General features: G+C 34.5%; 20 protein-coding genes. 13 read left to right on the top strand and 7 right to left on the bottom strand.

The features are described from left to right. The first annotated feature begins 43 nt into the window (after positions 1-43). Genes ACFS3A_RS10975 through ACFS3A_RS10945 form a run of 7 tightly spaced genes read left to right on the top strand, consistent with a single transcriptional unit; the run spans position 44 to position 8,167 of the window. On the top strand, positions 44-1,180 hold the full coding sequence (locus ACFS3A_RS10975) for a glycoside hydrolase family 26 protein (protein ID WP_379825482.1): 1,137 nt from the start codon (positions 44-46) through the stop codon (positions 1,178-1,180). A 38-nt stretch (positions 1,181-1,218) separates the two neighbouring features. Beyond that, positions 1,219-2,610 carry an MFS transporter gene (locus ACFS3A_RS10970; protein ID WP_379825480.1) on the top strand — a complete coding sequence of 464 codons (1,392 nt, stop codon included), beginning with the start codon at positions 1,219-1,221 and terminating at the stop codon, positions 2,608-2,610. A 26-nt stretch (positions 2,611-2,636) separates the two neighbouring features. Further along, positions 2,637-3,827 carry a glycoside hydrolase family 130 protein gene (locus tag ACFS3A_RS10965; RefSeq protein WP_379825479.1) on the top strand — a complete coding sequence of 397 codons (1,191 nt, stop codon included), beginning with the start codon at positions 2,637-2,639 and terminating at the stop codon, positions 3,825-3,827. A gap of 6 nt (positions 3,828-3,833) precedes the next feature. Beyond that, positions 3,834-5,024: an AGE family epimerase/isomerase gene (locus tag ACFS3A_RS10960; protein ID WP_379825478.1), complete on the top strand. Its 1,191-nt coding sequence runs from the start codon at positions 3,834-3,836 to the stop codon at positions 5,022-5,024. A gap of 30 nt (positions 5,025-5,054) precedes the next feature. Continuing rightward, positions 5,055-5,603 carry a carbohydrate binding domain-containing protein gene (locus ACFS3A_RS10955; protein WP_379825477.1) on the top strand — a complete coding sequence of 183 codons (549 nt, stop codon included), beginning with the start codon at positions 5,055-5,057 and terminating at the stop codon, positions 5,601-5,603. Positions 5,604-5,609: 6 nt separating this feature from the next. After that, complete coding sequence (locus ACFS3A_RS10950) at positions 5,610-6,839, top strand: glycoside hydrolase family 26 protein (RefSeq protein WP_379825476.1); 1,230 nt, start codon at positions 5,610-5,612, stop codon at positions 6,837-6,839. A 38-nt stretch (positions 6,840-6,877) separates the two neighbouring features. After that, on the top strand, positions 6,878-8,167 hold the full coding sequence (locus ACFS3A_RS10945) for a glycoside hydrolase 5 family protein (protein ID WP_379825475.1): 1,290 nt from the start codon (positions 6,878-6,880) through the stop codon (positions 8,165-8,167). A gap of 149 nt (positions 8,168-8,316) precedes the next feature. Here the strand turns inward: ACFS3A_RS10945 and ACFS3A_RS10940 are convergent, their stop codons facing one another. Beyond that, positions 8,317-9,273, bottom strand: a complete 957-nt coding sequence (locus ACFS3A_RS10940) for an aldo/keto reductase (protein WP_379825473.1) — start codon at positions 9,271-9,273, stop codon at positions 8,317-8,319. Between the two features lie 170 nt (positions 9,274-9,443). On the opposite strand from ACFS3A_RS10940, the gene ACFS3A_RS10935 reads away from it, so the two are divergent. Next, the gene (locus tag ACFS3A_RS10935; protein WP_379825472.1) at positions 9,444-9,674 is read left to right on the top strand and encodes a DUF433 domain-containing protein; all 231 of its coding nucleotides are present in this window, start codon (positions 9,444-9,446) and stop codon (positions 9,672-9,674) included. Next, on the top strand, positions 9,674-10,009 hold the full coding sequence (locus ACFS3A_RS10930) for a DUF5615 family PIN-like protein (RefSeq protein ID WP_379825471.1): 336 nt from the start codon (positions 9,674-9,676) through the stop codon (positions 10,007-10,009). The genes ACFS3A_RS10935 and ACFS3A_RS10930 overlap by 1 nt, the downstream gene beginning before the upstream one ends. A 231-nt stretch (positions 10,010-10,240) precedes the next feature. On the opposite strand, the gene bglX is transcribed toward ACFS3A_RS10930, so the two are convergent. The 3 genes from bglX to ACFS3A_RS10915 all read right to left on the bottom strand — a co-directional run bounded on the left by bglX (position 10,241) and on the right by ACFS3A_RS10915 (position 15,353). Continuing rightward, positions 10,241-12,538, bottom strand: a complete 2,298-nt coding sequence (bglX, locus tag ACFS3A_RS10925) for a beta-glucosidase BglX (RefSeq protein WP_379825470.1) — start codon at positions 12,536-12,538, stop codon at positions 10,241-10,243. A gap of 345 nt (positions 12,539-12,883) precedes the next feature. Then, the gene (locus ACFS3A_RS10920; protein WP_379825469.1) at positions 12,884-14,263 is read right to left on the bottom strand and encodes a sialate O-acetylesterase; all 1,380 of its coding nucleotides are present in this window, start codon (positions 14,261-14,263) and stop codon (positions 12,884-12,886) included. Beyond that, positions 14,253-15,353 (bottom strand): SGNH/GDSL hydrolase family protein, encoded by a 1,101-nt coding sequence (locus tag ACFS3A_RS10915; RefSeq protein ID WP_379825468.1) that lies wholly within the window; start codon positions 15,351-15,353, stop codon positions 14,253-14,255. The genes ACFS3A_RS10920 and ACFS3A_RS10915 overlap by 11 nt, the downstream gene beginning before the upstream one ends. A gap of 216 nt (positions 15,354-15,569) precedes the next feature. On the opposite strand from ACFS3A_RS10915, the gene ACFS3A_RS10910 reads away from it, so the two are divergent. Further along, positions 15,570-16,079: a C40 family peptidase gene (locus tag ACFS3A_RS10910; protein ID WP_379825467.1), complete on the top strand. Its 510-nt coding sequence runs from the start codon at positions 15,570-15,572 to the stop codon at positions 16,077-16,079. A 129-nt stretch (positions 16,080-16,208) separates the two neighbouring features. Here ACFS3A_RS10910 and ACFS3A_RS10905 read toward each other — a convergent pair whose 3' ends face one another. Together ACFS3A_RS10905 and ACFS3A_RS10900 are read right to left on the bottom strand one after the other, a co-directional pair. After that, positions 16,209-17,786, bottom strand: coding sequence for a L,D-transpeptidase family protein (locus ACFS3A_RS10905; RefSeq protein ID WP_379825466.1), 1,578 nt, complete (start codon positions 17,784-17,786; stop codon positions 16,209-16,211). A gap of 169 nt (positions 17,787-17,955) precedes the next feature. Next, positions 17,956-18,372: a DUF1573 domain-containing protein gene (locus ACFS3A_RS10900; RefSeq protein WP_331139388.1), complete on the bottom strand. Its 417-nt coding sequence runs from the start codon at positions 18,370-18,372 to the stop codon at positions 17,956-17,958. A 164-nt stretch (positions 18,373-18,536) separates the two neighbouring features. Here ACFS3A_RS10900 and ACFS3A_RS10895 point away from each other — a divergent pair, with 164 nt between their 5' ends. Together ACFS3A_RS10895 and ACFS3A_RS10890 are read left to right on the top strand one after the other, a co-directional pair. Continuing rightward, on the top strand, positions 18,537-19,802 hold the full coding sequence (locus ACFS3A_RS10895; protein ID WP_379825465.1) for a sensor histidine kinase: 1,266 nt from the start codon (positions 18,537-18,539) through the stop codon (positions 19,800-19,802). Next, positions 19,799-20,485, top strand: coding sequence for a response regulator transcription factor (locus ACFS3A_RS10890; RefSeq protein WP_379825463.1), 687 nt, complete (start codon positions 19,799-19,801; stop codon positions 20,483-20,485). Before ACFS3A_RS10895 ends, ACFS3A_RS10890 begins: the two co-directional genes overlap by 4 nt. 494 nt (positions 20,486-20,979) lie before the next feature. Here ACFS3A_RS10890 and ACFS3A_RS10885 read toward each other — a convergent pair whose 3' ends face one another. Further along, the gene (locus ACFS3A_RS10885) at positions 20,980-21,285 is read right to left on the bottom strand and encodes a GIY-YIG nuclease family protein (protein ID WP_379825462.1); all 306 of its coding nucleotides are present in this window, start codon (positions 21,283-21,285) and stop codon (positions 20,980-20,982) included. A gap of 95 nt (positions 21,286-21,380) precedes the next feature. On the opposite strand from ACFS3A_RS10885, the gene ACFS3A_RS10880 reads away from it, so the two are divergent. Next, positions 21,381-22,145: an MBL fold metallo-hydrolase gene (locus ACFS3A_RS10880; RefSeq protein WP_379825461.1), complete on the top strand. Its 765-nt coding sequence runs from the start codon at positions 21,381-21,383 to the stop codon at positions 22,143-22,145.

Here is a 22,145-nt window from a genome sequence, read left to right as displayed (position 1 = left end):
GTATCTTTAGCATTTAGCTTCGTTAACAATCAACAATCTGAAAATGAAAAAACATTTTATCATACTTTTAGCAACTGTTTTAGTAGGTACTTCGTGCGAATCACAAAAAAAAAGCAGTAATACAATTTTGTCACTTTCAGATAAAAAAGCCACTTCAGAGACTAAAACTCTTTATAAAAACCTAAATATATTATCTCAAAAAGGTTTTCTATTTGGCCATCAGGACGATTTGGCTTATGGTGTAAAATGGAAATACGAAAATGGAAGAAGCGACATAAATGAAGTAGTTGGCGATTACCCTGCAGTTTATGGCTGGGATATAGCAGGTTTAGAAAATGACAATCCCAATAATATAGACGGTGTTCCTTTTGCTAAAATGAAACAATATATTATTGATGCCAATTCAAGAGGCGGTATTTCCACAATAAGCTGGCACTTTGATAATCCTGCAACAGGAAAAGATGCCTGGAACAATGTTCCTAATTCATTAAAAACCATTTTACCTGAAGCAGAAAATCATAAAAAATTTACTTCCTGGTTAGACAAAGCAGCTGTTTTCTTCTTGTCTTTAAAAGATAAAAACGGAAAAGACATCCCGATTCTTTTCAGACCTTTTCATGAACTCACCGGCGGATGGTTTTGGTGGGGAAAAGGAAATTGCACTCCGGAAGAATTTAAAACCATCTGGAAGTTTACCTTTGATTATCTTCAGAAAAAAGGCGTTCACAATTTAATTTATGTTTACAATACTGGCAGTTTTGCCAGTGAAAGTGAATTTCTTGCTAACTATCCCGGAGATAATTTTGTCGATATTTTAAGTTTTGACAGCTATCAAAACAGTAATGACCCAAATGGAGAAAAATTTATTAGCGAAGTTCAAAATCAGTTTAAGATCTTAAATGAAATTAGTATCAAAAAAAATAAACCAATGGCATTGGCAGAAGCCGGTTACGAGGCTGTTCCTGATCCAAAGTGGTGGACAGGAACTTTGTTGAAAGCAATTGGAGATTACAAAATTTCTTATGTTTTATTATGGAGAAATCACGGCTGGCAGGAAAAAGAGCAGAAAATGCATTACTACGCTCCTTTTTCAGGCCAAATAAGCGAAAAAGATTTTATTACTTTTTATAATCTGGATAAAACTATATTTGAAAAAGACATTAAAAAAGCTTTAAAATAAAAAACTAACTCACAACTAAAACCTCAAAAATTTAACCAATGCACGACAAAATTAGTTTAAAAGAAAAAATCGGTTATGGTCTTGGAGACGCTGCTTCTTCTATGTTCTGGAAAATTTTCAGTATGTATTTACTGTTTTTCTATACCGATGTTTTCGGATTGGCACCTGCCATAGTTGGAACCATGTTTTTAATTACCCGCATCTGGGATTCTTGTTTTGACCCAATTGTTGGAATTATGGCTGACAGAACCAAAAGTAAATGGGGAAAATTCAGACCTTACTTACTTTGGGTAGCTATACCTTTTGCCGTGATTGGGGTTTTAACCTTTTATACTCCGGATTTTGACGAAAAAGGAAAAATCATTTATGCTTACGTAACTTATTCGTTAATGATGATGATATATTCTTTAATCAATGTCCCTTACGCATCACTTTTAGGCGTAATGTCTTCTGACCGAAAAGAAAGAAATACACTTTCATCGTACCGAATGGTTTTTGCTTTTGGAGGAAGTCTTTTAGCCCTATGGCTCATTGAACCTTTGGTAAATTATTTCGGCGGAAGCCTAAATTCTAAATCAGGCTGGCTGGCAACAATTGCTGTTTTCGGATTCATTACAACCATCTTTTTCTGGGCTTGTTTTGCTTTCACAAAAGAAAGAATCAAACCTATTGCAGACGAACAAAACAATCTAAAAGAAGATTTAAAAGACCTTCTGAAAAATAAGCCCTGGTGGATTTTACTGGGAGCAGGAATTGGAGCTTTGGTCTTCAATTCGATCCGCGATGGCGCTGCAGTTTATTATTTTAAATATTATGTAAGCAGTTCTGTCAATTTTGATTTTTCACTTTTCGGAAGTGATTTTCATATGACACCAACCTCAATTTATCTCGTTTTAGGACAAGCAGCAAATATCATCGGAGTTATTATTGCAACTCCAATTGCCAATAAAATTGGTAAAAAGAAAACCTTTTTTGGCGCTATGGCCTTAGCAGCAATTTTAAGTCTTATTTTCTATTTATTTGGAAAAGAAGATATTTTCTTAATCATGAGTTTCCAGGTTCTAATTAGTATTTGTGCAGGATGTATTTTCCCTTTAATCTGGTCAATGTACGCTGACAGCGCCGATTATTCAGAATGGAAACAAGGTCGAAGAGCCACAGGATTAGTATTCTCTGCTTCCTCAATGTCACAAAAATTTGGATGGACAATTGGCGGTGCCGGAGCTGGATGGCTTCTAGGATATTATGGCTTTCAGGCCAATGTAGAGCAGACTGTAACCGCTCAAAACGGAATTCAGCTAATGTTAAGCATATTACCGGCAATTGCAGCCGCAATATCAGTCGCTTTTATAGCATTTTACCCATTATCAGAAGAAAAATTACAAATTATAGAACAAGATTTAAACCAAAAAAGAGATCAAAATCATTAAAAATACAGCTATAGAAATCAATTTATATGACAACAATAACATCGTCGCTGACTTTTCAGGAAAGAAAATCAGCATTAGAAAACGAACATAAAACACTGCTTGAACGTAAAAACAAACCAAAACAAGCAGTGGGAAACGGTATTTACGAGCGTTACGAAAATCCTGTTGTTACAGCAGATCATGCTCCTTTAACTTGGCGTTTTGATTTTAATGAAACAACCAATCCGTTTTTACAGGAAAGAATTGGTATCAATGCGGCTTTTAACGCTGGCGCCATGAAATGGAACGGAAAATATCTGCTTGCTGTTCGTGTAGAAGGAATCGACAGAAAATCGTTTTTTGCTATTGCCGAAAGTCCAAATGGAATTGATAATTTCAAGTTTTGGGACAAACCATGTGTGATTCCGCAAACGGAAGAACCCGACACAAATGTATATGACATGCGTCTGATACATCACGAAGATGGCTATGTTTACGGAATTTTCTGTACCGAAAGAAAAGATCCAAAAGCACCAAAAGGAGATACAAGTTCGGCTGTTGCCAATGCCGGGATTGTGCGTTCTAAAGATTTAATTAATTGGGAAAGACTTCCTGATCTAATCTCTAATACAGGACAACAGCGAAATGTAGTTTTGCATCCGGAATTCGTAAATGGAAAATATGCTTTATATACTCGTCCACAAGATGGTTTTATTGATGTTGGTTCTGGAGGCGGAATTGGTTTAGGTTATGTGGAAGACATGAGAAATCCAATCGTTAAAGAAGAAAAAATCATTTTCGGAAAACAATATCATACTATTTACGAATTGAAAAATGGTTTGGGTCCCGCTCCAATTAAAACTTCAAAAGGCTGGTTACATTTAGCCCACGGAGTTCGTAATACTGCTGCAGGACTACGCTATACTCTCTATATGTTTATGACCGATTTAAATGATATTTCGAAAGTAACACATGTTCCGGCTGGACATTTTATGGGACCTGAAGGAATTGAAAGAGTGGGTGACGTTTCAAATGTTTTGTTTTCTAACGGATGGATTGAAGACGAAAACGGAACTGTATATGTCTATTATGCTTCATCAGACACCAGAATGCATGTAGCAGTTTCGACTGTAGACAAACTAGTTGATTATGTTACAAACGCACCTGCTGATACTTTTGTTTCTGCAGGTTCTGTAGAAACTATTATCAATCAAATCGAAAGAAATAACGCAATTTAAAATATCGTGTCATTACAAATAAAGCTTTTAAAATCGGAACTAACCGCAGAACTCGATTCCATCTTAAAATATTGGTCAGAACGTACTATTGATGACCAAAATGGTGGTTTTGTCGGGCAAATCGATTTTAACGATCATCTGATTTTAAATGCAGAAAAAGGTTCGGTATTAAATGCCCGAATTCTTTGGACATTTTCTGCCAGTTATCAAATTACCAAAAACAAAAACCACAAAAAACTGGCCGACAGAGCATTTGATTTTCTTGCTTCTTATTTTTATGACACACAATTTGGAGGTCTTTTTTGGAGTATTAATGAGGATAAAACTCCAAAAGACACCAAAAACCAGATTTACGCTTTGGCCTTCGCTATTTATGGACTGTCTGAATATTATGTGATTTCGAAAGAAGAAAAAGCACTTGAAATTGCAAAGAATTTATATTTCAAAATTCAAGAACATAGTTACGACCCTATTAATAAAGGATATTTTGAAGCCTTTACCAGAAATTGGCAGCCAATAGACGATTTACGTTTGAGTGCAAAAGATGCCAACGAAAAGAAAACAATGAATACGCATCTTCATATTATTGAAGGCTACGTGAATTTATATAAAGTCTGGAAAGACGAAAAACTGCTTAAAGTTATTATCGAATTGCTAGAAACTATCGAAAAGTATTTTATCAATACAGAAACAGGTCATTTGCGCTTGTTTTTTGATGAAAACTGGAAAGAAAAACCAGATGTGATTTCATACGGACATGATATTGAAGCAGCCTGGCTTTTACAGCAATGCGCAGAATTGTCAGGAGATGAAACTCTGATTGCCAATTATAGAAAATATGCCATTCAGATTGCAGAAGCCACAAAAGAAGGTTTTGATACCGATGGAGGTTTATGGTATGAATTCGATCCGGAGAAAAACGAATTAATAGCCGAAAAACACTGGTGGCCACAAGCCGAAGCTTTAATTGGTTTTTATAATGCCTATCAGTTAACAGGAAAAGAAGAATATCTGGATATTGTTTACAAAAACTGGAAATTCATAAAAAAACATATACTTGACCAACGCAACGGAGAATGGGTTTGGGGAATTTACCATGATTATTCTATAATGCAAAAAGACAAAGCCGGATTCTGGAAATGTCCTTATCACAACGGACGAGCCTGCATTGAGCTTATCCAGAGAATTCAAGATTAATTTCACTTTTAATTCTAATTTAAAGTCGTTATGAAACATTTTTTACTTTTTAGTTTATTGTTAATCTCTTTTGCTATCGATGCACAAACAAATCTCTTAAAAAACGGAGGTTTTGAATACGACTTAACCAATTGGAACGGACAGGAAAATGGTGCGCTTTCTCCTTATGATAGAAAATCCGGAAAAAACAGCGCCTTAATTAATCAGTTTACGGGTGCTGAATGGCGAGCATTTGATCAAACTGTGCCACTTGCAAGAAATACTTATGCAGTAGAATGCACAGCGTGGATGAAAACAGAAGGCGTAGAAAATCAGAAAGAAGATTATAAAGCAGCAATAGTAATTGTAGATTTTTTAAATGGTGCAGACAAATCAATCAGCACCGAAACCATTGCAAGAGCAAAAGGTACAACCGATTGGGTCAATTATAAAAAAGCTGTAAAAGTTCCTGCGGATGCTAAGAAAATTAAAGTGATGCTGGCACTGGCACAAACCAACGGCACCGTATTCTTTGATGACATCAAAATAACAACACTTTCTGAAGAAGAGTTTTCAAAATTGAATTCTGAAACCAAATAAATTAAAATGAAAAAATCATTTTTTAAAATAATTTTGCTAAGTTTCTCTATTTTAGTTCTGGCTGGCTGCTCTTCAGATAATGATTCAAATAATGAAATTATAATAGATCCACCGACACAAGATGATCCGTTAACGACATCAAATGTGACTAATTATATGGTTGATCCAATTGCCACAAAAGAGACCAAAGCTTTATTTTACAACTTAAAAAGACTTTCTCAAACCAAAACGGCAATTGGTCAGCAAGATGCTTTTAATAGTTTTTATCAGGATGCCACCGGCGATTCAGATATTAAAAAAAATACAGGTTTTGATCCAGCCGTTTTAGGTTCTGACTTCATGTTTATTACTGACAAAAACAATAACGAACAATCGAATAACTGGTTTTATCAGCAGGAACAAAAAATTGTCGCTGACACTAAAGCCGCTTACGCGAAAGGAATAATCAATACCTTCAGCTGGCATTTGAGAGAACCTAATAAAGAAGAATCTTTTTACGCCGCAGATATGACTGCTGAACAAAAAGCAACTGCTTTTAAAAGTATTCTTCCAGGCGGAACAAACAACGAATGGTACAAAAAGAAATTAGATAAAGTGGCCAAAGTTATTCTAAATCTAAAAGGTTCAAATGGAGAACTGATTCCGGTAATTTTCAGACCTTTTCATGAATTTGACGGAAGCTGGTTCTGGTGGGGAGCCGATTTCTGTTCTGCAGATGAATACAAAAAAGCCTATCAATTTACTGTAGATTATTTAAAAAACACAAAAGGAGTTCACAATATATTGTATGCTTTTTCTCCTGATAACTCCTACATAACCGAAGCCAATTATTTAAGCCGTTATCCAGGCGACAAATATGTAGACATTATCGGAATGGATAATTATGGCGATTTCAGTAATCAAGGTCAAACAGGATCAGACAAAGCAAATGCGAAACTGAAAATTCTTTCTGATTATGCTAAAGCGAAAGTAAAAATTGCAGCCCTAACCGAAACAGGTTACCGCGTTACTAGCACAACACCAGCGATTACAGATTGGTTTTCCTCTTTATTATACAGCGCCTTAACTAAAAATCACATTCAGATAAGTTATGTCATGTTTTGGAATAATAATGCAGATGGCTATTATGTGCCAAACGGAACTGTTTCTAACGCTGCTGATTTTAAGACCTATAGTTTAAAAACTAAATCGGCGTTGGTAAATTCTCTACCGAAAATGTATGAAATGCCGAAATAAAAACGACTCAAACCCGAAAGGTTTTAAAATATTAAATTATGAAAAACAGATTTTTAAAGACACTTTCTTTGGTCTTAATTTTTACTGTGATGGCTTGTCAGGCACAAGAAAAAATTACGGTAAAAGGAAACCAATTTTATAAAGGCGATAAACCTTATGCTTATATCGGAGCCAATTATTGGTATGGAAGCATGCTGGCTTCAAAGAAAATAGGCGATCGCAAAAGACTCTTACGCGAATTGGATTTAATGAAGAAAAACGGAATCGATAATCTACGTGTTTTAGTTGGTGCAGATGGAGGAAAATATGATTTTACAGTTCGTCCTGCATTGCAATACGAACAGGGAAAATACGACGAAGATTTATTAGACGGACTAGATTTCTTACTCAACGAAATGAGCAAACGTAACATGTATGCCGTTTTGTACTTAACCAATAACTGGGAATGGTCGGGCGGAATGTCACAATATTTAGAATGGAATGGGAAAGGTCCAGTTCCGGTTCCTGCTATTCCGCCAAATACCTGGCCTCAGTTTATGTCTTATACAGAACAGTTTCACAGCTGTGAACCTTGTATGGAGGCATTAAATAATCATGTGAAGTTTATTATTGGAAGAACAAATGCTTATTCTAAAAAGAAATACAACCAAGACAACACCATTATGTCATGGCAGGTTGGAAATGAGCCCAGACTTTTTACAGTAGAAAATGAAGTTAAATTCACCAAATGGCTGAATAATATTGTGGATCTAATTGACAGTTTAGACAAAAATCATTTAGTTTCCACAGGTTCTGAAGGAAAAAACAGTTCCAACGACAGCATGGAAATCTTTGAAAGAACACACCAAAATCCGAATATTGATTATTTAACAATGCATATCTGGCCTAAAAACTGGAATTGGTTCAAAGCAGATAATGCTGAAGCTACAATGCCTGCAACAATCGCAAACGCCGGAAAATATATTGACGATCATATTAAAGTTGCTAATAATTTAAAAAGACCAATTATCATTGAAGAATTTGGCCTTCCGAGAGAAAATGAAAATCTGAATTCGGGCGCTCCTTCTGTTTACAGAGATAAATTTTACAGCTATATTTTTGGAAGAGTTGCGGAAAGCGTTAAAAATGGCGGTCCACTACAAGCAGCAAATTTCTGGGGCTATGGCGGTGAAGGAAAAGCAGTAAACGAAACTGGAAAATGGAATCCTGGAGATCCATTAACAACAGATCCTCCACAAGAACCTCAAGGTTTAAATTCTGTTTTTAATGGAGATAAATCAACATTAGAAATTGTAAAAAAATACAATTCAGAATTAAAGAAAAAGTAAATTTAATTTCCGTTATATAAGTTTATTTGAAAGCGATAACAAAATCAAAAAGAGATACAGATACGCAAGAGTAGACGGATTGGTAAAGATTACAAACTAAAAAGGAGAACCAATTTGTTCTCCTTTTTTATCATTTCACAAATAACATTTTACGCTAAAATCTTCTCAATCGCATTCAATTCATCCTGTGAAAAATCAGTATTTTGAAGACAATCAATATTATTACATAACTGTTTTACAGAACTAGCACCAATTAAAACAGATGTAATTCGTTTGTCTTTTTGCAGCCAAGCCAAAGCCATTTGTGCCAAAGACTGATTTCTATTTTGAGCAATTTCATTCAGCTGAATTAATTTCTGAATTCTTTCCTGCGTTACCTCATCTTCTTTCAAATGTCCATTCGGATTATGCGCTCTGGAATTCTCCGGAATTCCTTTTAAATATTTATCAGTTAAAAGTCCTTGTGCCAAAGGCGAAAAAGCAATACAGCCTACTCCTTTTTCTTCCAGAACATCCAATAAACCATTTTCAACCCAGCGTTCCAACATGGAGTATTTAGCTTGGTGAATCAAACATGGTGTTCCTAATTGTTTTAGAACATCAACAGCAACTTGAGTCTGCTCTGCAGAATAATTGCTGATTCCGACATACAATGCTTTTCCGCTTCTAACAGCATAATCTAAAGCCATCATAGTTTCTTCAATAGGCGTTTCAGGATCTGGACGATGTGAATAAAAAATATCGACATAATCGACTTTCATTCTCTTTAAACTCTGATCTAAACTTGACAATAAATACTTTCTAGAACCCCAGTCTCCATAAGGTCCATTCCACATGGTGTAACCAGCTTTGGTAGAAATTATGATTTCATCACGCAGATTTCCCTGAAAATTATGCCAAAGAATTTTACCAAAATTAGTTTCAGCAGAACCTGGAACCGGTCCATAATTATTAGCTAAATCATAATGAGTAATTCCTTTATCAAAAGCTTCTACCGCAATACTTTCTGCATTATCAAAATTATCAACTGAACCGAAGTTATGCCATAATCCTAAAGAAATTTCCGGAAGCAGCAATCCGCTCTTCCCACATCTGTTATATTTCATTATTTTAATTTATAAGTTGGAGGTTTAATAGATTTTAAAAATACAAAAAACTCCCGCAGATTTAGCAGATACAGGAGATAAAAAAATCTGCCAAATTTGCTAAATCTGCGAGAGGAAATTAAAAATCTAATTCATTTTTAATTTTGTAAATTTGTTTAAAATTTAAAATTATGAATAATAATTGGCAAAATTTAATTTCGATAGATCCTGATATCAGATTTGGTAAACCTGTCATAACAGGAACGAGAATTTGTGTTTCAGATATTCTTTCGTGGCTTTCTACAGGAATGTCTTCTGAAGAAATTATCGAAGATTTTCCAGAATTAAATAAAGAACATATTCTTGCAACTTTAGCTTTTGCAGCCAATAGAGAGAACATTACAAAAATAATTGCGGCATAATGAAACTTCTTTTAGATGCTAATATATCTTGGAGAATAACCAAACTTATTGAGAATGATTTTCCTGATTGTTTTCATTCTAAAGATATTCCCGTAAATCAGCCTGCAAAAGATTTAGAAATTTGGGATTATGCTAGAAAAGACAGTTTTACTATTCTCACGCATGATGATGATTTTGAAAAATTATTACTTCTTAAAGGAGTTCCTCCAAAAGTGATTATTTTAAAAACCTTTAATAAAAACACAAAACAAATAGCAGAACTTTTAATTTCAAAAAAAGAAATCATTGAATCATTTGTGTTAAATGATGAATTAATGATTTTAGAGATTTATTAAATTCAATCTCGCAAAGTCGCAGAGTCGCAAAGTTTTATTTAAAAATTAGATTCAATAGCGTCCAGCTTTAGCTGGATGAAAACATAAACGCAATCAAAAAGGCTTTAGCTAAACTTTAAAGTTCGGTTAAAGCCTTTTTTTATATTCAATCATATTCCCCCAGCTAAAGCTAGGGCTATTCAAAAAACCTTTGAACCTTTGTTACTTTGTCACTTTGCACCTGAAAAAGAGTTATTCTTTAATTTCAAAACCACCTTGTAAACCTTTATCAGAACTTCCTCCAACCATGATTTTAAAAGTTCCCGGTTCAACTAAATAATTCCCTTCATTATCATAAAACCCAAGTTCTTTCTCCGTTAAAGTAAAGTTTACCGTTTTAGTTTCTCCTTTTTTCAGATTAACCAATTCAAAACCTTTTAATTCCTTAATTGGACGAATGATGCTTGCAAACTCATCATGAATATACAATTGCACCACTTCTTTTCCATCAAAATTTCCAGAATTAGTTACCTCAATACTAACCTCAACTTTTTCTCCTTTAGCGAAAGCAGTTTTATTAACTTTTAGGTTTTTATAATCGAATTTAGTGTAGCTCAATCCAAAACCAAACGGAAACTGAGGCGTTTTCTCCACATCCATATAATGCGACCAGAAAACATTTTTATCGCTGTCAATCGGTCTTCCTGTACTATATTTGTTGTAATAAATTGGCACCTGACCTACATTTCTAGGAAACGACATTGGCAGTTTTCCACTCGGATTGTAATCTCCGTATAAAACCTGCGCAACCGCATTTCCTGCCTGAGTTCCCAAATGCCAAGCTTCTACAATTGCCGGAACGTTTTCTGCTGCCCACGGAATACTCAACGGACGACCATTATTCAAAACCAAAACTACATTCGGGTTTACTTTATAAATCTCCTCTAATAATTCCTGCTGTAAACCTGGCAAATTCAAATCAGTTCTACTTCTTCCCTCACCGCTTTGAAAACCGTATTCTCCTAAAACCATTACTACAACGTCAGCATTTTTTGCTGCTGTTTTTGCAGCTTCAAATCCGCTTTTGTCTGTGGTGTTGAAAACCGTTTCCGTTAAGAAAGTCGCTTTTTGTTTCAATAAATCAACACCTTTTTCAAAAGTAAGTTGATTGTCTTTGTATTGCTGCATTCCTTCTAAAACAGAAACCGCAGTATCATCAGAAGCTGCGATTCTCCAGCTTCCCAACGGACTGTTTTTATCATTTGCTAAAGCGCCAATTAAAGCAATCTTTTGTCCTGATTTCTTTAACGGAAGCAAATTCTTTTCATTTTTCAATAAAACGATCGATTTCTTCGCCATGTCTAGAACGCCTTCATTGTTGGCTTTGCTTCCCACAACTTCTTTTTCGCGTTTTTCATCACAATATCTGTACGGATCATCAAATAATCCTAATTCAAATTTTACACGAAGAATTCTTCGGACAGCATCATCAACCAAAGCTTCTTTGACTTTTCCTGATTTTACTAAATCAACAAGTTTCGCTACATATAGATACGATTCCATATCCATATCAGAACCAGCGATTACCGCTTTAGCCGTTGCATCCGCTTCGTCTTTTGCATAACCGTGCGCAATCATTTCACGAATCGAAGCGTAATCAGAAATTACAAATCCGTCAAATTTCCATTTTCCTTTTAAAATATCTCTTTGCAAGAAGGCATTTCCAGTTGCCGGAACACCATTCAAAGTATTAAACGAATTCATAAACGTACGCACTCCAGCCTGAACCGTCGCTTCAAAAGGAGGTAAAACTGAATTGTATAATTTAGAATTACTGATATCCACAATATTATATTCCAATCCAGCTTCAACATAACCGTAAGCTGCAAAATGTTTTGCGCAAGCCGCAATGGTATTTACTTTAGCTAAATCAGCAACCGTTTCTCCTTGAAAACCTTTCACACGCGCATAACCCACTTTACTTCCTAAATACGGATCTTCACCCGCACCTTCCATCACACGTCCCCAACGAGCATCATTTGCTACGTCTACATTTGGACCAAAAGTCCAGTTAATTCCAGACGCCGAAGCTTCATCTGCCGCAATCGCAGCCGATTTTTTAATCGCTTCCAAATCCCAGCTCGCCGCTTCAGCCAGCGGAATCGGGCTTAACGTTTTATAACCATGTATTACGTCAAAACCAATAATAAGCGGAATTCCTAAACGGGTTTCTTCCACCGCAATTTTCTGTACGGCACGAACTTCTTTTACGCCTCGCACTGTCAGCATTGATCCGACTAATCCTTTTCTTAAATGTTCGTATTTTAATTCGGCTGATCCGCCTTTTGGTGCTGGTCCCGTAACATCCCAAAAACCATTATATTGATTCATCTGCCCCACTTTTTCCTCCAACGTCATTAACGGCAAAAGCAAATCGATACGCTGCTCAACAGTTTTATTCTTATCCAAATACGGCTTTTTTTGTGCATTCATACTTCCAATCGTAAAAAGGGAAAAGACCCCAATAAATATTATTTTTTTATTTTTCATATGTGTGGTTTAGTTAGTTCTTTTTAAGTTGCTAAGGTTCTATACCGATAGCTATCGGGACTAAGATCCTAAGTTTCTTTTTTTTGGCGTGTCCCGCCGAAAAAGGCGGGTCGGGCTATCCGTTTCAAGTCCTCGCCTGTTCGTTCCTCACGGCTGTGGGCTTTCCACTTCTATCCCTCACGCGAACGGTTTCAAAAGAGCGTTTTTTGGTTATCTTGTCATCCTGAGGAACGAAGGATCACACTAGAAACTCCACACAGAACTTCGCCAATCTTTGTCGAATTCCGAGTGTGATTTCTCCTTTCAGTCGAAATGACAAAAAAATCTCAAATCTAAAATCTAAAATCATTCTGTTGTAAAACAAGAAGCAGGCAGATTCGCTTTATTAAACAAATCTGATTGTATTGTGTTGCCCCATGCAAATCTCACTTTTGCCGGAGAAGCCACTTTTTTACTTGTCAAAATCACTTCGTTATTTTTAATTGAAGCTTCAGCAGGATAGAAAATGCCATCTGCTCCTGCAACTTCAAACTGATTCGATTTTTTATCTTTAAAATAAAGTCCATCTCCATAATCAAAAGAAACTGTAACTATATTTTTATCTATTTTTAAAGCTTTAAAAAGTGGTCCGTTAACCAAATTAGAATTGACTTTGTAAGTTTCAGCCAAAGCTAAATTCGCCAGCCGAATTCCAACTGATTTTTTATTTTTGGGATGAATATCAATCGTATCCGAAATATCACTAATCACAACCATTCCCGTTTTTGAAACTTCTTTCAATAATTTTCTTTGTGAATCTCTAACTGTTACATTCGAGAAATTGTTAGTTCCTGTTTTAAAAGGTGCAATCTGAACATAATAAAACGGAAATTCATCTTTCCATTCTTTTCTCCAAGATGTAATTAAAGCGCCTAAAGTTTTATCATAAACCAATGAACCCACATTCGATTCTCCCTGATACCAAAGCGTTCCCGCGATTTTAAATCCGACAATTGGATAAATCATCGCATTGTAAGCACGCCCAGGTTGTCTTGGACCATATTCCTGTTCGTTAAGTTTTTTAGCATTTTCTAATAAAATTGGATCGTTGTTTACGACTTCTGCCGGCATCCAGATTTCAGCGGGAGTTCCACCCCAGTTGGAAGAAATCAATCCGATGGGAACATTTTTTAAATCTTCGCGCAGTCGTTTGGCAAAAAAGTAACCAACAGCACTAAAATATTTCATGGTTTCAGGAGTCGATTCTGTCCAGTTTCCCAACAAATTATTCTGTGGACTTTCGGCTGTTAATTTAGGAACAGTAAAAAATCGGATATTAGGATTTGTAGCATTTTTAGCTTCTTCTTCTCCATCATCAATTCCCCAGCTTACCGACATTTCCATATTCGATTGTCCGGAACAAAGCCAGACTTCTCCAATCAAAATATTCTTTAAAACTAACTCATTATAACCTTTTATAGAAATCGTAAAAGGCCCTCCCGCTTCAGGAGTTTTAATGGTCAATTCCCATTTTGCCTGATTATTAGCAACGGTTTTATATTCCTGATTATTCCAGCCGGAAACCAGTTTAATCTCTTCTTTTGGATTTGCCCAACCCCAAATTTTCACTTCAGAGTTGCGTTGTAAAACCATATTATCACTAAAAATATTCGGAAGCGAAACGTTTGCCATCATAGTACTGGAAATCAATAAAAAGAAAACAAACTTATAGATATTATTTTTCATTTAGCAGTTTCTTTAAAAATGGTGCATATTCGTTTGCCAAAACCTTGTGATCTGCCACATCCGGATGACCTGAACATCCATTTGGAGTCATGGGTTTAAATTTGAAAATCTGAATTGTTTTGTGTGATTTATCATCCGCGAAAGCGTTTTTAACTTTAGTAAGGCAGTCTTCAAAAATAACTCCTCTTTCTCCGCCAACCATTGGGCTGTTTGTAATTACAATCTGCACTTTTGGATTGTGTTTATACAACATTTTAATGAAGTTGATATAATTCGAAACATATTTTTCTGGATTAAAAGGCAGACGCTCTTTCTTTCCATCTCCGCCTGAAAAATCATTTGTTCCTAAAGCAATGCTGATAATATCAGGCTGAAAAGCAAAATCATATTTAGGTTTTGAAGCGTCTTTTGTCAGATATAAATTAGGATAAACATCCGGCATTATCGCTTCCTCTTTATTTTCATCATTCCAATTCCTGTACATCCCGATTCCGGAAACACAGCTCATTAAATAATCAGCACCAATTTCTCTTGATAATGTTGGCCCGTATGCATAATAACCATTATGATGATCCATATATTCTCCTTTGTCACAAGGAACATCAGATGGATCGCTCGCTGCGCCACAAGTGATTGAATCTCCAATGAATTCGATTTTCTTTTTCTTTTTAAATGAAATCGGAATTAGTTTCGCTGTCGTTCCAGCAAATAATATATTTCCGCTTTGGGCTTCTGTATTTTTATAGATTTCTAAACGATGTTCTTTTTTATTGGAAGTCACCTGGATTGGAAAAGACTGAACCGCTCCTTTTTGAATTTTGATTTTTCCAATATATTTTCCATCCAAAACCAGCTGAACATAATTATGATGTTCATAAGAATCAACGCTTTGAAGCGAAATTGAACATTCATTTCCTGTAAAATTAAAAACCACCGAAGAAGCTGTTCCGATTAAGATAACCTGATCATTTTGAAGTTGATCAACTCGGCCTTGGTATAAAAAAGTTTTATTTGAATTTTGACTCTGTGAATTCGAAATAACCGAAATCAGCAAAAACGAAATTAAAATAGCTATTTTTTTGAGAAACATAATTTAATTGTTAAATATAAATACGATTCACAAATATATTTGAAAGGAAGAATATAGAAAGATACTAAAATGTCAAAATGCAATAAAAAAACACCACATAAACACATCATTTGGAGGCAAAACAAGGCTTATTCGTACTTTTTAGGGGGCTTTTGTACTTTTTAAAGTAAAATAACAACTTATCTTTAGCGTTTCAATTTATATAAGACTAAAAAAATGAAATCGAGCCTACTATTATTTTTACTGCCAGTTATTTTACTTTCTTCTTTCAATGTAAAAAAGAAAGAACCGAAAATTATAGTTCCGAACGCTAAAATTCAGACCGAAATAAATCGCGATTCTATTATTGCTTATGCCAAGCAATATTTAGGAACACCTTATGTATACGCCGGCAGTAATCCGAAAAAAGGTTTTGATTGTTCGGGATTTGTAAGCTTCGTTTTCAGCAATTTTGGATTGACATTGCCAAGAAGTTCAAGCGGATATAAAAATTTAGGAACAGCTTTAAAACCAGAAGAATTTAAAGTCGGCGATGTTTTGGTTTTTTATGGTTATAAAAACAGAAATATTGTGGGGCACGTTGGCATAATCTGCGAAGCAAAAGGAATGCAGTCCAAATTTATTCATGCTTCTTCAGGAAAAGCACAGCAAGTTACTATAACTGCGCTTGATACAGAACATTATACCAAACGCTTTTATAAATGTGTTGATGTTCTATCTAAATAATTTTATTATTATTTTTTCACGCAGATTTTGCAGATTAGAGCAGATTTAATTAGCTCTTTTTGCTCACTGCAATAAATAAAATCTGCGAGCATCTGCTTAAATCTTTTCAAATCTGCGTGAAATCAACTTTTATTCTTCTGTTAAAAGCTTTAATAAACTTTCATCTCTTTGGTAAATATCTTTATAGAAATTTAGATTGCCTTCACGATCTACCCAAGCCGTAAAATAACCTATATAAACCGGAACTTTTTTCTTCAAAGTATACCAGCTTTCTTTTCCGGCATGCATGGCTTTATCAATTCTGGCAGGATTCCAAGTTGGATCTACTTTTAATAATTCGATTGCTAATTCTCTTGGTTTTGCTACACGTACGCAACCGTGGCTAAAAGCCCTGCTTTCTCTTTCAAAGAAACTTTTTGAAGGCGTATCGTGTAAATAAATATTACTTGAATTTGGAAACAGGAATTTCACTAATCCCAATGAATTATTTTTCCCAGGAAGCTGACGAACTGAGCCGTTGTTCCATTCTAAGTTTTTCTTTTGTAGATAATTTTTATCCCTTGCAATTCCGGGTTTTATTTCCGATTTGATAATACTCGGCGGCACATTCCAATACGGACTAAAAACAATATTACTCATCATACCACTAAACACAACCGTTTTGGTCATCGCTTTACCCACAACAACTGCCGAAGTAAAAGCAATTTTCCCGTCTTCAATGATATACAGTTTAAACTCTGGAATATTGACTTCGATGTATTTTTGACCTTTTTCCAATTCAGGATCAATCCATCGACAACGTTCCATATTGGCGATAATGGTTTTGATTCGCTCTGAAACCGGAATATTCAAATCGTTTATATGTTCTAAAAGAATAGTATTTTTTGGAGCATAGCCGTGACGCAATTCGTAATTTTTCATGGCTTTTATCAAAATCGTATCACAAACTGTACTTTTAGTGTCTTCTTTTAGATCTCTGGTCACAAAAAGTCTTTCTCTAATTTGAGCAATTACGTTTGAAGAATCGCCTACTTTTAGACTTTTATACTCTTCTCCTGTTTCAATAGTTTTCCAACCACCTTTTTTCTCGATTTCTCTGTATTCTTTTAAAGCATCACGAAGTTTGTAATACTGACTGAACATCTTTCTTTTCTTATCATCCAGAATGGTTGATTTTTTAAAGATAGAATCTGAAAGCACTTGGTAATTCAGTTTTTTACGAGGCAAAAGCCATTCTAAAGAAAGTACTGTTTTTTCGTCAAAACCGCCCACTTTTTCACCATAATAGTAATACAGATTGGAAAGCAGTAAATCCGTATCTTCTTTGGATAGTTTTTTGGCTGGATTATTTTCAAAAACAGAATTTAATTCGTCTTTATAAGGATAATTCGCTTTTAATCCTTCCTGATCTAAATTTTTGTACTGATTAAATAAAGTATTTCCAAACTCAACCACTCCTTTATTATCCTGCCACAATTGAGTTGATTTGTTTTTTTGATATAAAGAAGTTACATCATTTTTAAATTTATCCAGCTTTGGATAATTCTCATAAAATTTTGAAATGCGTGTACTGTCAATTGTCAGTTTTAATTCTGGAATCTTTTCAACTGTTTTTATTGAATTCTCTTCCTTTTTATCTGCTTTCGAATTACACGAAAAAACGATCAAAAAAACAACTGCGATAAAGGGCGTATACCAAATTTTCATAAGTAGGATTTTTTATTAAAAGTAAAAAAAATTCTATTAAATCAAAATCTTAAAAAACTGAATCTTAAATACGCCATTTTTAAGCTATCAGCAATTTCTCTAAAAATAAAAAGCTCCAAACAATTTCTTGTTTAGAGCTTTTGCCATATAACCAACCTAATAAAAATTCTTAGATAACTGTACCTTTTAAAGTAAGGATTTTAGGAGTTGTTTCTGCACTTGTAGTTACAGTAACTGTTTTTGTAAAAGCTCCTTTGTTTGCTGCGTTATAAGTTGCAGTAACTTTAGCCGATTTACCTGGCTGAACTGGTTCTTTTGTGTAATCTGTTGCAGTACAACCACAAGAACCTTGAACATTTGTAATTACTACAGCTGTTTTTCCAGTATTTTTAAATTCGTAAACAATTGCTTTTGGAGTTCCTTGTGGGATTTGTCCAACATCAATTGTTTCTGCTTTCCAAACAATTGTAGAGGCTGTAGTTTCTGAAATTGCAGTTTCTGAAACTAAAGATTTTACCGGAGCAATTGCCGAAAAAGACATTAGGCCTAAAGCCAAAGCTAACATCGAAATTTTGATCATTTTCATAATGGATATATTTAAAATGGTTTGTAGTTCATTTTGATATTACAAAGGTAATTCAGACAAAACCGAATCGCTGTTAACCGCTTTCAAATGTTTGTTAATGACTTGTTAATCGCCTGTTTTCAGGCTAAAATTCATTAATATTACACTCTCAAAATCCCATATTCTTGAAAATTAATAAACTCAACAGCATCATTCTCTTAGGATTGGTAGCCATCATTAGTATTTTGGTGGCACAATTGCTTTGGACAAAAGAGGCTTTTACGATTGAACAGAAAAAACTGAGTCAGAAAGCACACATTGCTTTACTAGAGGTAGCTAAAAAATTGTACGAAGGAACGAATCATGAACTGCCTGCTCAGAATCCGGTTCAGAAAATTTCTAATGACTATTATATTGTAAATGTTGATAATGAATTTGAACCCGAAATTTTAGAGTTTTATCTAAAGACGGAATTCAAAAAAATGAACATCACGACCGATTTCGAATATGCCATGTACAATTGTCAAAGCGATGAAATGATTTATGGCGATTATATTACGCTAACGAAGAAAAAAGCGGAATGCAAAAAGACTGTTTATTTTCCCAAACATAAAAATCTGGTTTATTATTTCGCTGTTCGTTTTCCGAATGAAACTACTTATTTGTTTAGTTCCATGCGATTTTGGTTTATCCTTTCAACCGCTTTGATTTTAATTTTATTGATTTACGTTTATTCTATTTTTAAACTTTTACAGCAGAAAAAATACTCTGAATTACAGCGTGATTTCATTAATAATATGACGCATGAATTTAAAACGCCTTTGGCTTCGATTCTGATTGCTTCCAAATATTTGATCGAACAAAAGCCGATTAAAGAAGATAAAAAATTGTATACTTATACGGATATTATCATCAATCAAGGAAATAAATTAAATGGTCATATCGAAAAGATTTTAAACATTGCCAAATCAGATTATACGCCTTTAGAACTTAAAAAGGAAAGTGTTTTAATTGTTCCAATAATTGAAGAAGCGATAGAAAATATCAAGCTGAAATATCCTGAAGCTTCTCTTTCTATTGAAACGGCATCCACTAAATATTCAATAGAAACAGATTCTTTTCATTTTGGCAATCTGGTTTATAATTTATTGGACAATGCAGTGAAATATTGCAATGAAAAACCTGAAATCAAAATTAAAATCACAGAAGAAAACAGCTGTTTAAAATTAGAGTTTAATGATAATGGAATTGGGATTAATCCTAAAAAAATATCTTTTATCTTTGATAAGTTCTATCGCGTTCAGAATGAAAAAAGCAATGAAGTCAACGGATTTGGTCTTGGCTTGTACTATGTCAAAGAAATCTGCAGTATTCAGAGCTGGAAAATAAAAGCCGAGAATAATCCAGAAAAAGGTGTTACCATAACTTTATCTATTCCTTATAAAAAATGAGAAATTTCAAAATACTTTATGCAGAAGACGATGAAACTCTTGCGTTTTTAACCAAAGACAATTTGGAACAAAATAATTATGATGTAATTCATTGTCCGGATGGAAAATCGGCATTAAAAATATTTGAAGAGGAAGAATTTGACATCTGTATTTTTGATATTATGATGCCAAAAATGGACGGTTTTGATTTGGCTCAAGCTGTGCGAAAAATTGATATTGATGTGCCGATTATTTTCCTTTCGGCAAAAACCTTAAAAGAAGATAGAATTAAAGGCCTTCGTTTAGGTGCCGATGATTATTTGGTTAAACCTTTTAGTATTGAAGAATTGCTTTTGAAGATCGAGATTTTCTTAAAGCGCTCGCAGAAAAATATTCCGCCGGTAAAAACCATTTACGAAGTTGGAAAATATCAGTTTGACACTAAGAATTTTATTCTTTTTAATGATGAAGAAAAAGTCGGACTAACACAACGTGAAGCCGAATTATTGAAACTTTTTCTAGATCATAAAAACTCCGTCTTGAAGCGTGAACAAATCTTAACTTCTTTATGGGGAACCGATGATTATTTTATGGGAAGAAGTTTGGATGTTTTCATTTCTCGTCTTCGTAAAATTCTAGCCAATGAAGACGGAATTTCTATCGAAAACCTGCATGGAATTGGGTTTAGGTTTTCTATTGGGTAAAACATTCTATTTTTTTTAAAGCAAAGTAACCACAAAGATTTGTCATTCCGACGAAGGAGGACACGAGCGATAGCGAACTGGCGAAGCAATCTCCGCGACAATATTCTGCAAAGTTATCCCAATCTTTGGCGAGCTACTTGCGGAGATTCCTCGTTCCTCGGAATGACAAACTAAACTTGAAATTAGGCAATTAAATATCCGGTAACCGCAAAGATTTGTCATTCCGACGAAGGAGGAATCTCCGCGACAATATTCCGCAAAGTTATTCCAATCTTTGGCGAGCTACTTACGGAGATTGCTCGTTCCTCGGAATGACATACTAAACTCGAAATTAAGTAATTAAATATCCAGTAACCACAAAGATTTGTCATTCCGACGAAGGAGGAATCTCCGCGACTATATTCCGCAAAGATATTCCAATCTTTGGCGAGCTACTTGCGGAGATTCCTCCTTCGTCGGAATGACAAACTAGACTTGAAGTACTGTGTTTACAACTAATAATCCAAAAATTCTAAATCAGGATTCATGGTTTTTATAAGCGCTATTTTCTTTTCTCTTCTCCAACCTTTAATTTCCTTTTCTCTTGCAATTGCTTCCTGAATCCAGGTAAATTTTTCATAATATAATAGAAACTCAACATTATATTTTGAAGCAAAAGTTTTATTTCTACCCAAAATATTCTCTTTATGTTTCAATAATCTATTTTTTAAATTATTAGTAACTCCAACATAAAAAACAGATTTTGCTTTATTTGTCAAAATATAAATGAAATAAGTATGAAAACCTTCTTGTAAATACATAAATTTAAATAATAACAATTCTGCTAAAAATAAAGAAAAATCTGTAAATACATTTTCGAAAAACTTTGTATTTTTAATATCTAAATTTCCTCGATATGAAATTACATCACTTGCGAAATGCCACTTTGGTAATTGAAACAGAAAAGCATGTTATTTTAGTGGATCCTATGTTAGGTAAAAGAAAAACGATTCCGCCTTTTACTATTTTCAGATATAAACCCAAACGAAATCCGCTGGTAGCACTGCCAAAAAACAGTCGCGATATTTTAAGCCGTGTGACACATTGTTTAATAACGCATTTGCATCCTGATCATATTGATAAAGCAGGCGAAGTATTTCTAAGAAGAAAAAGTATTCCCGTAATCTGTAGTGCTAAAGATGAAAAAGCGCTTGTACAACGCGGACTCAGCGTGATTCAAACTTTAGAATATTGGGAACCACAAAAATTCCTCGACGGAAAAATCACTGGAATTCCAGCTATTCATGGTTATGGTTTTATTGCCAAATTAATGGGAAATGTAATGGGATTTCATATCGAATTAGCTGATCAAAAATCAATTTATATTAGTTCTGATACCATTTTTACAGAACATGTAGAAAAAGTTTTGACGCAATTAAAACCAGATATTTCGATTGTTGCTTGCGGTACAGCAAGACTAGATTTTGGACAACCATTATTAATGCGAATGGATGATATTCTAAAATTTGTTACTCTTGCTCCAGGAAAAGTTCTTGCCAATCATTTAGAAGCTTTAAATCATTGTCCTACGACTAGATTACAATTAAAAACGGCATTGTCTGATCATGGACTTTTAAACAAAACTGCTATTCCGAAAGATGGAGAATGTTTGGAGTATTAA

The organism is Flavobacterium notoginsengisoli, from assembly GCF_042686225.1.
GTDB classification, from domain to species: Bacteria; Bacteroidota; Bacteroidia; order Flavobacteriales; family Flavobacteriaceae; genus Flavobacterium; species Flavobacterium notoginsengisoli.
This window is presented reverse-complemented; position numbering and strand designations above follow the sequence as displayed.

Bases quoted from the DNA above. Each gene is read 5' to 3' on its own strand.
- ACFS3A_RS10900 (WP_331139388.1), bottom strand. From the start codon at position 18,372: ATGAAAATGATCAAAATTTCGATGTTAGCTTTGGCTTTAGGCCTAATG.
- ACFS3A_RS10970 (WP_379825480.1), top strand. From the start codon at position 1,219: ATGCACGACAAAATTAGTTTAAAAGAAAAAATCGGTTATGGTCTTGGA.
- ACFS3A_RS10955 (WP_379825477.1), top strand. From the start codon at position 5,055: ATGAAACATTTTTTACTTTTTAGTTTATTGTTAATCTCTTTTGCTATC.
- ACFS3A_RS10975 (WP_379825482.1), top strand. From the start codon at position 44: ATGAAAAAACATTTTATCATACTTTTAGCAACTGTTTTAGTAGGTACT.
- ACFS3A_RS10880 (WP_379825461.1), top strand. From the start codon at position 21,381: ATGAAATTACATCACTTGCGAAATGCCACTTTGGTAATTGAAACAGAA.
- ACFS3A_RS10950 (WP_379825476.1), top strand. From the start codon at position 5,610: ATGAAAAAATCATTTTTTAAAATAATTTTGCTAAGTTTCTCTATTTTA.
- ACFS3A_RS10885 (WP_379825462.1), bottom strand. From the start codon at position 21,285: ATGTATTTACAAGAAGGTTTTCATACTTATTTCATTTATATTTTGACA.
- ACFS3A_RS10910 (WP_379825467.1), top strand. From the start codon at position 15,570: ATGAAATCGAGCCTACTATTATTTTTACTGCCAGTTATTTTACTTTCT.
- ACFS3A_RS10945 (WP_379825475.1), top strand. From the start codon at position 6,878: ATGAAAAACAGATTTTTAAAGACACTTTCTTTGGTCTTAATTTTTACT.
- ACFS3A_RS10905 (WP_379825466.1), bottom strand. From the start codon at position 17,786: ATGAAAATTTGGTATACGCCCTTTATCGCAGTTGTTTTTTTGATCGTT.
- ACFS3A_RS10930 (WP_379825471.1), top strand. From the start codon at position 9,674: ATGAAACTTCTTTTAGATGCTAATATATCTTGGAGAATAACCAAACTT.
- ACFS3A_RS10965 (WP_379825479.1), top strand. From the start codon at position 2,637: ATGACAACAATAACATCGTCGCTGACTTTTCAGGAAAGAAAATCAGCA.
- bglX (WP_379825470.1), bottom strand. From the start codon at position 12,538: ATGAAAAATAAAAAAATAATATTTATTGGGGTCTTTTCCCTTTTTACG.
- ACFS3A_RS10920 (WP_379825469.1), bottom strand. From the start codon at position 14,263: ATGAAAAATAATATCTATAAGTTTGTTTTCTTTTTATTGATTTCCAGT.
- ACFS3A_RS10890 (WP_379825463.1), top strand. From the start codon at position 19,799: ATGAGAAATTTCAAAATACTTTATGCAGAAGACGATGAAACTCTTGCG.
- ACFS3A_RS10940 (WP_379825473.1), bottom strand. From the start codon at position 9,273: ATGAAATATAACAGATGTGGGAAGAGCGGATTGCTGCTTCCGGAAATT.
- ACFS3A_RS10935 (WP_379825472.1), top strand. From the start codon at position 9,444: ATGAATAATAATTGGCAAAATTTAATTTCGATAGATCCTGATATCAGA.
- ACFS3A_RS10915 (WP_379825468.1), bottom strand. From the start codon at position 15,353: ATGTTTCTCAAAAAAATAGCTATTTTAATTTCGTTTTTGCTGATTTCG.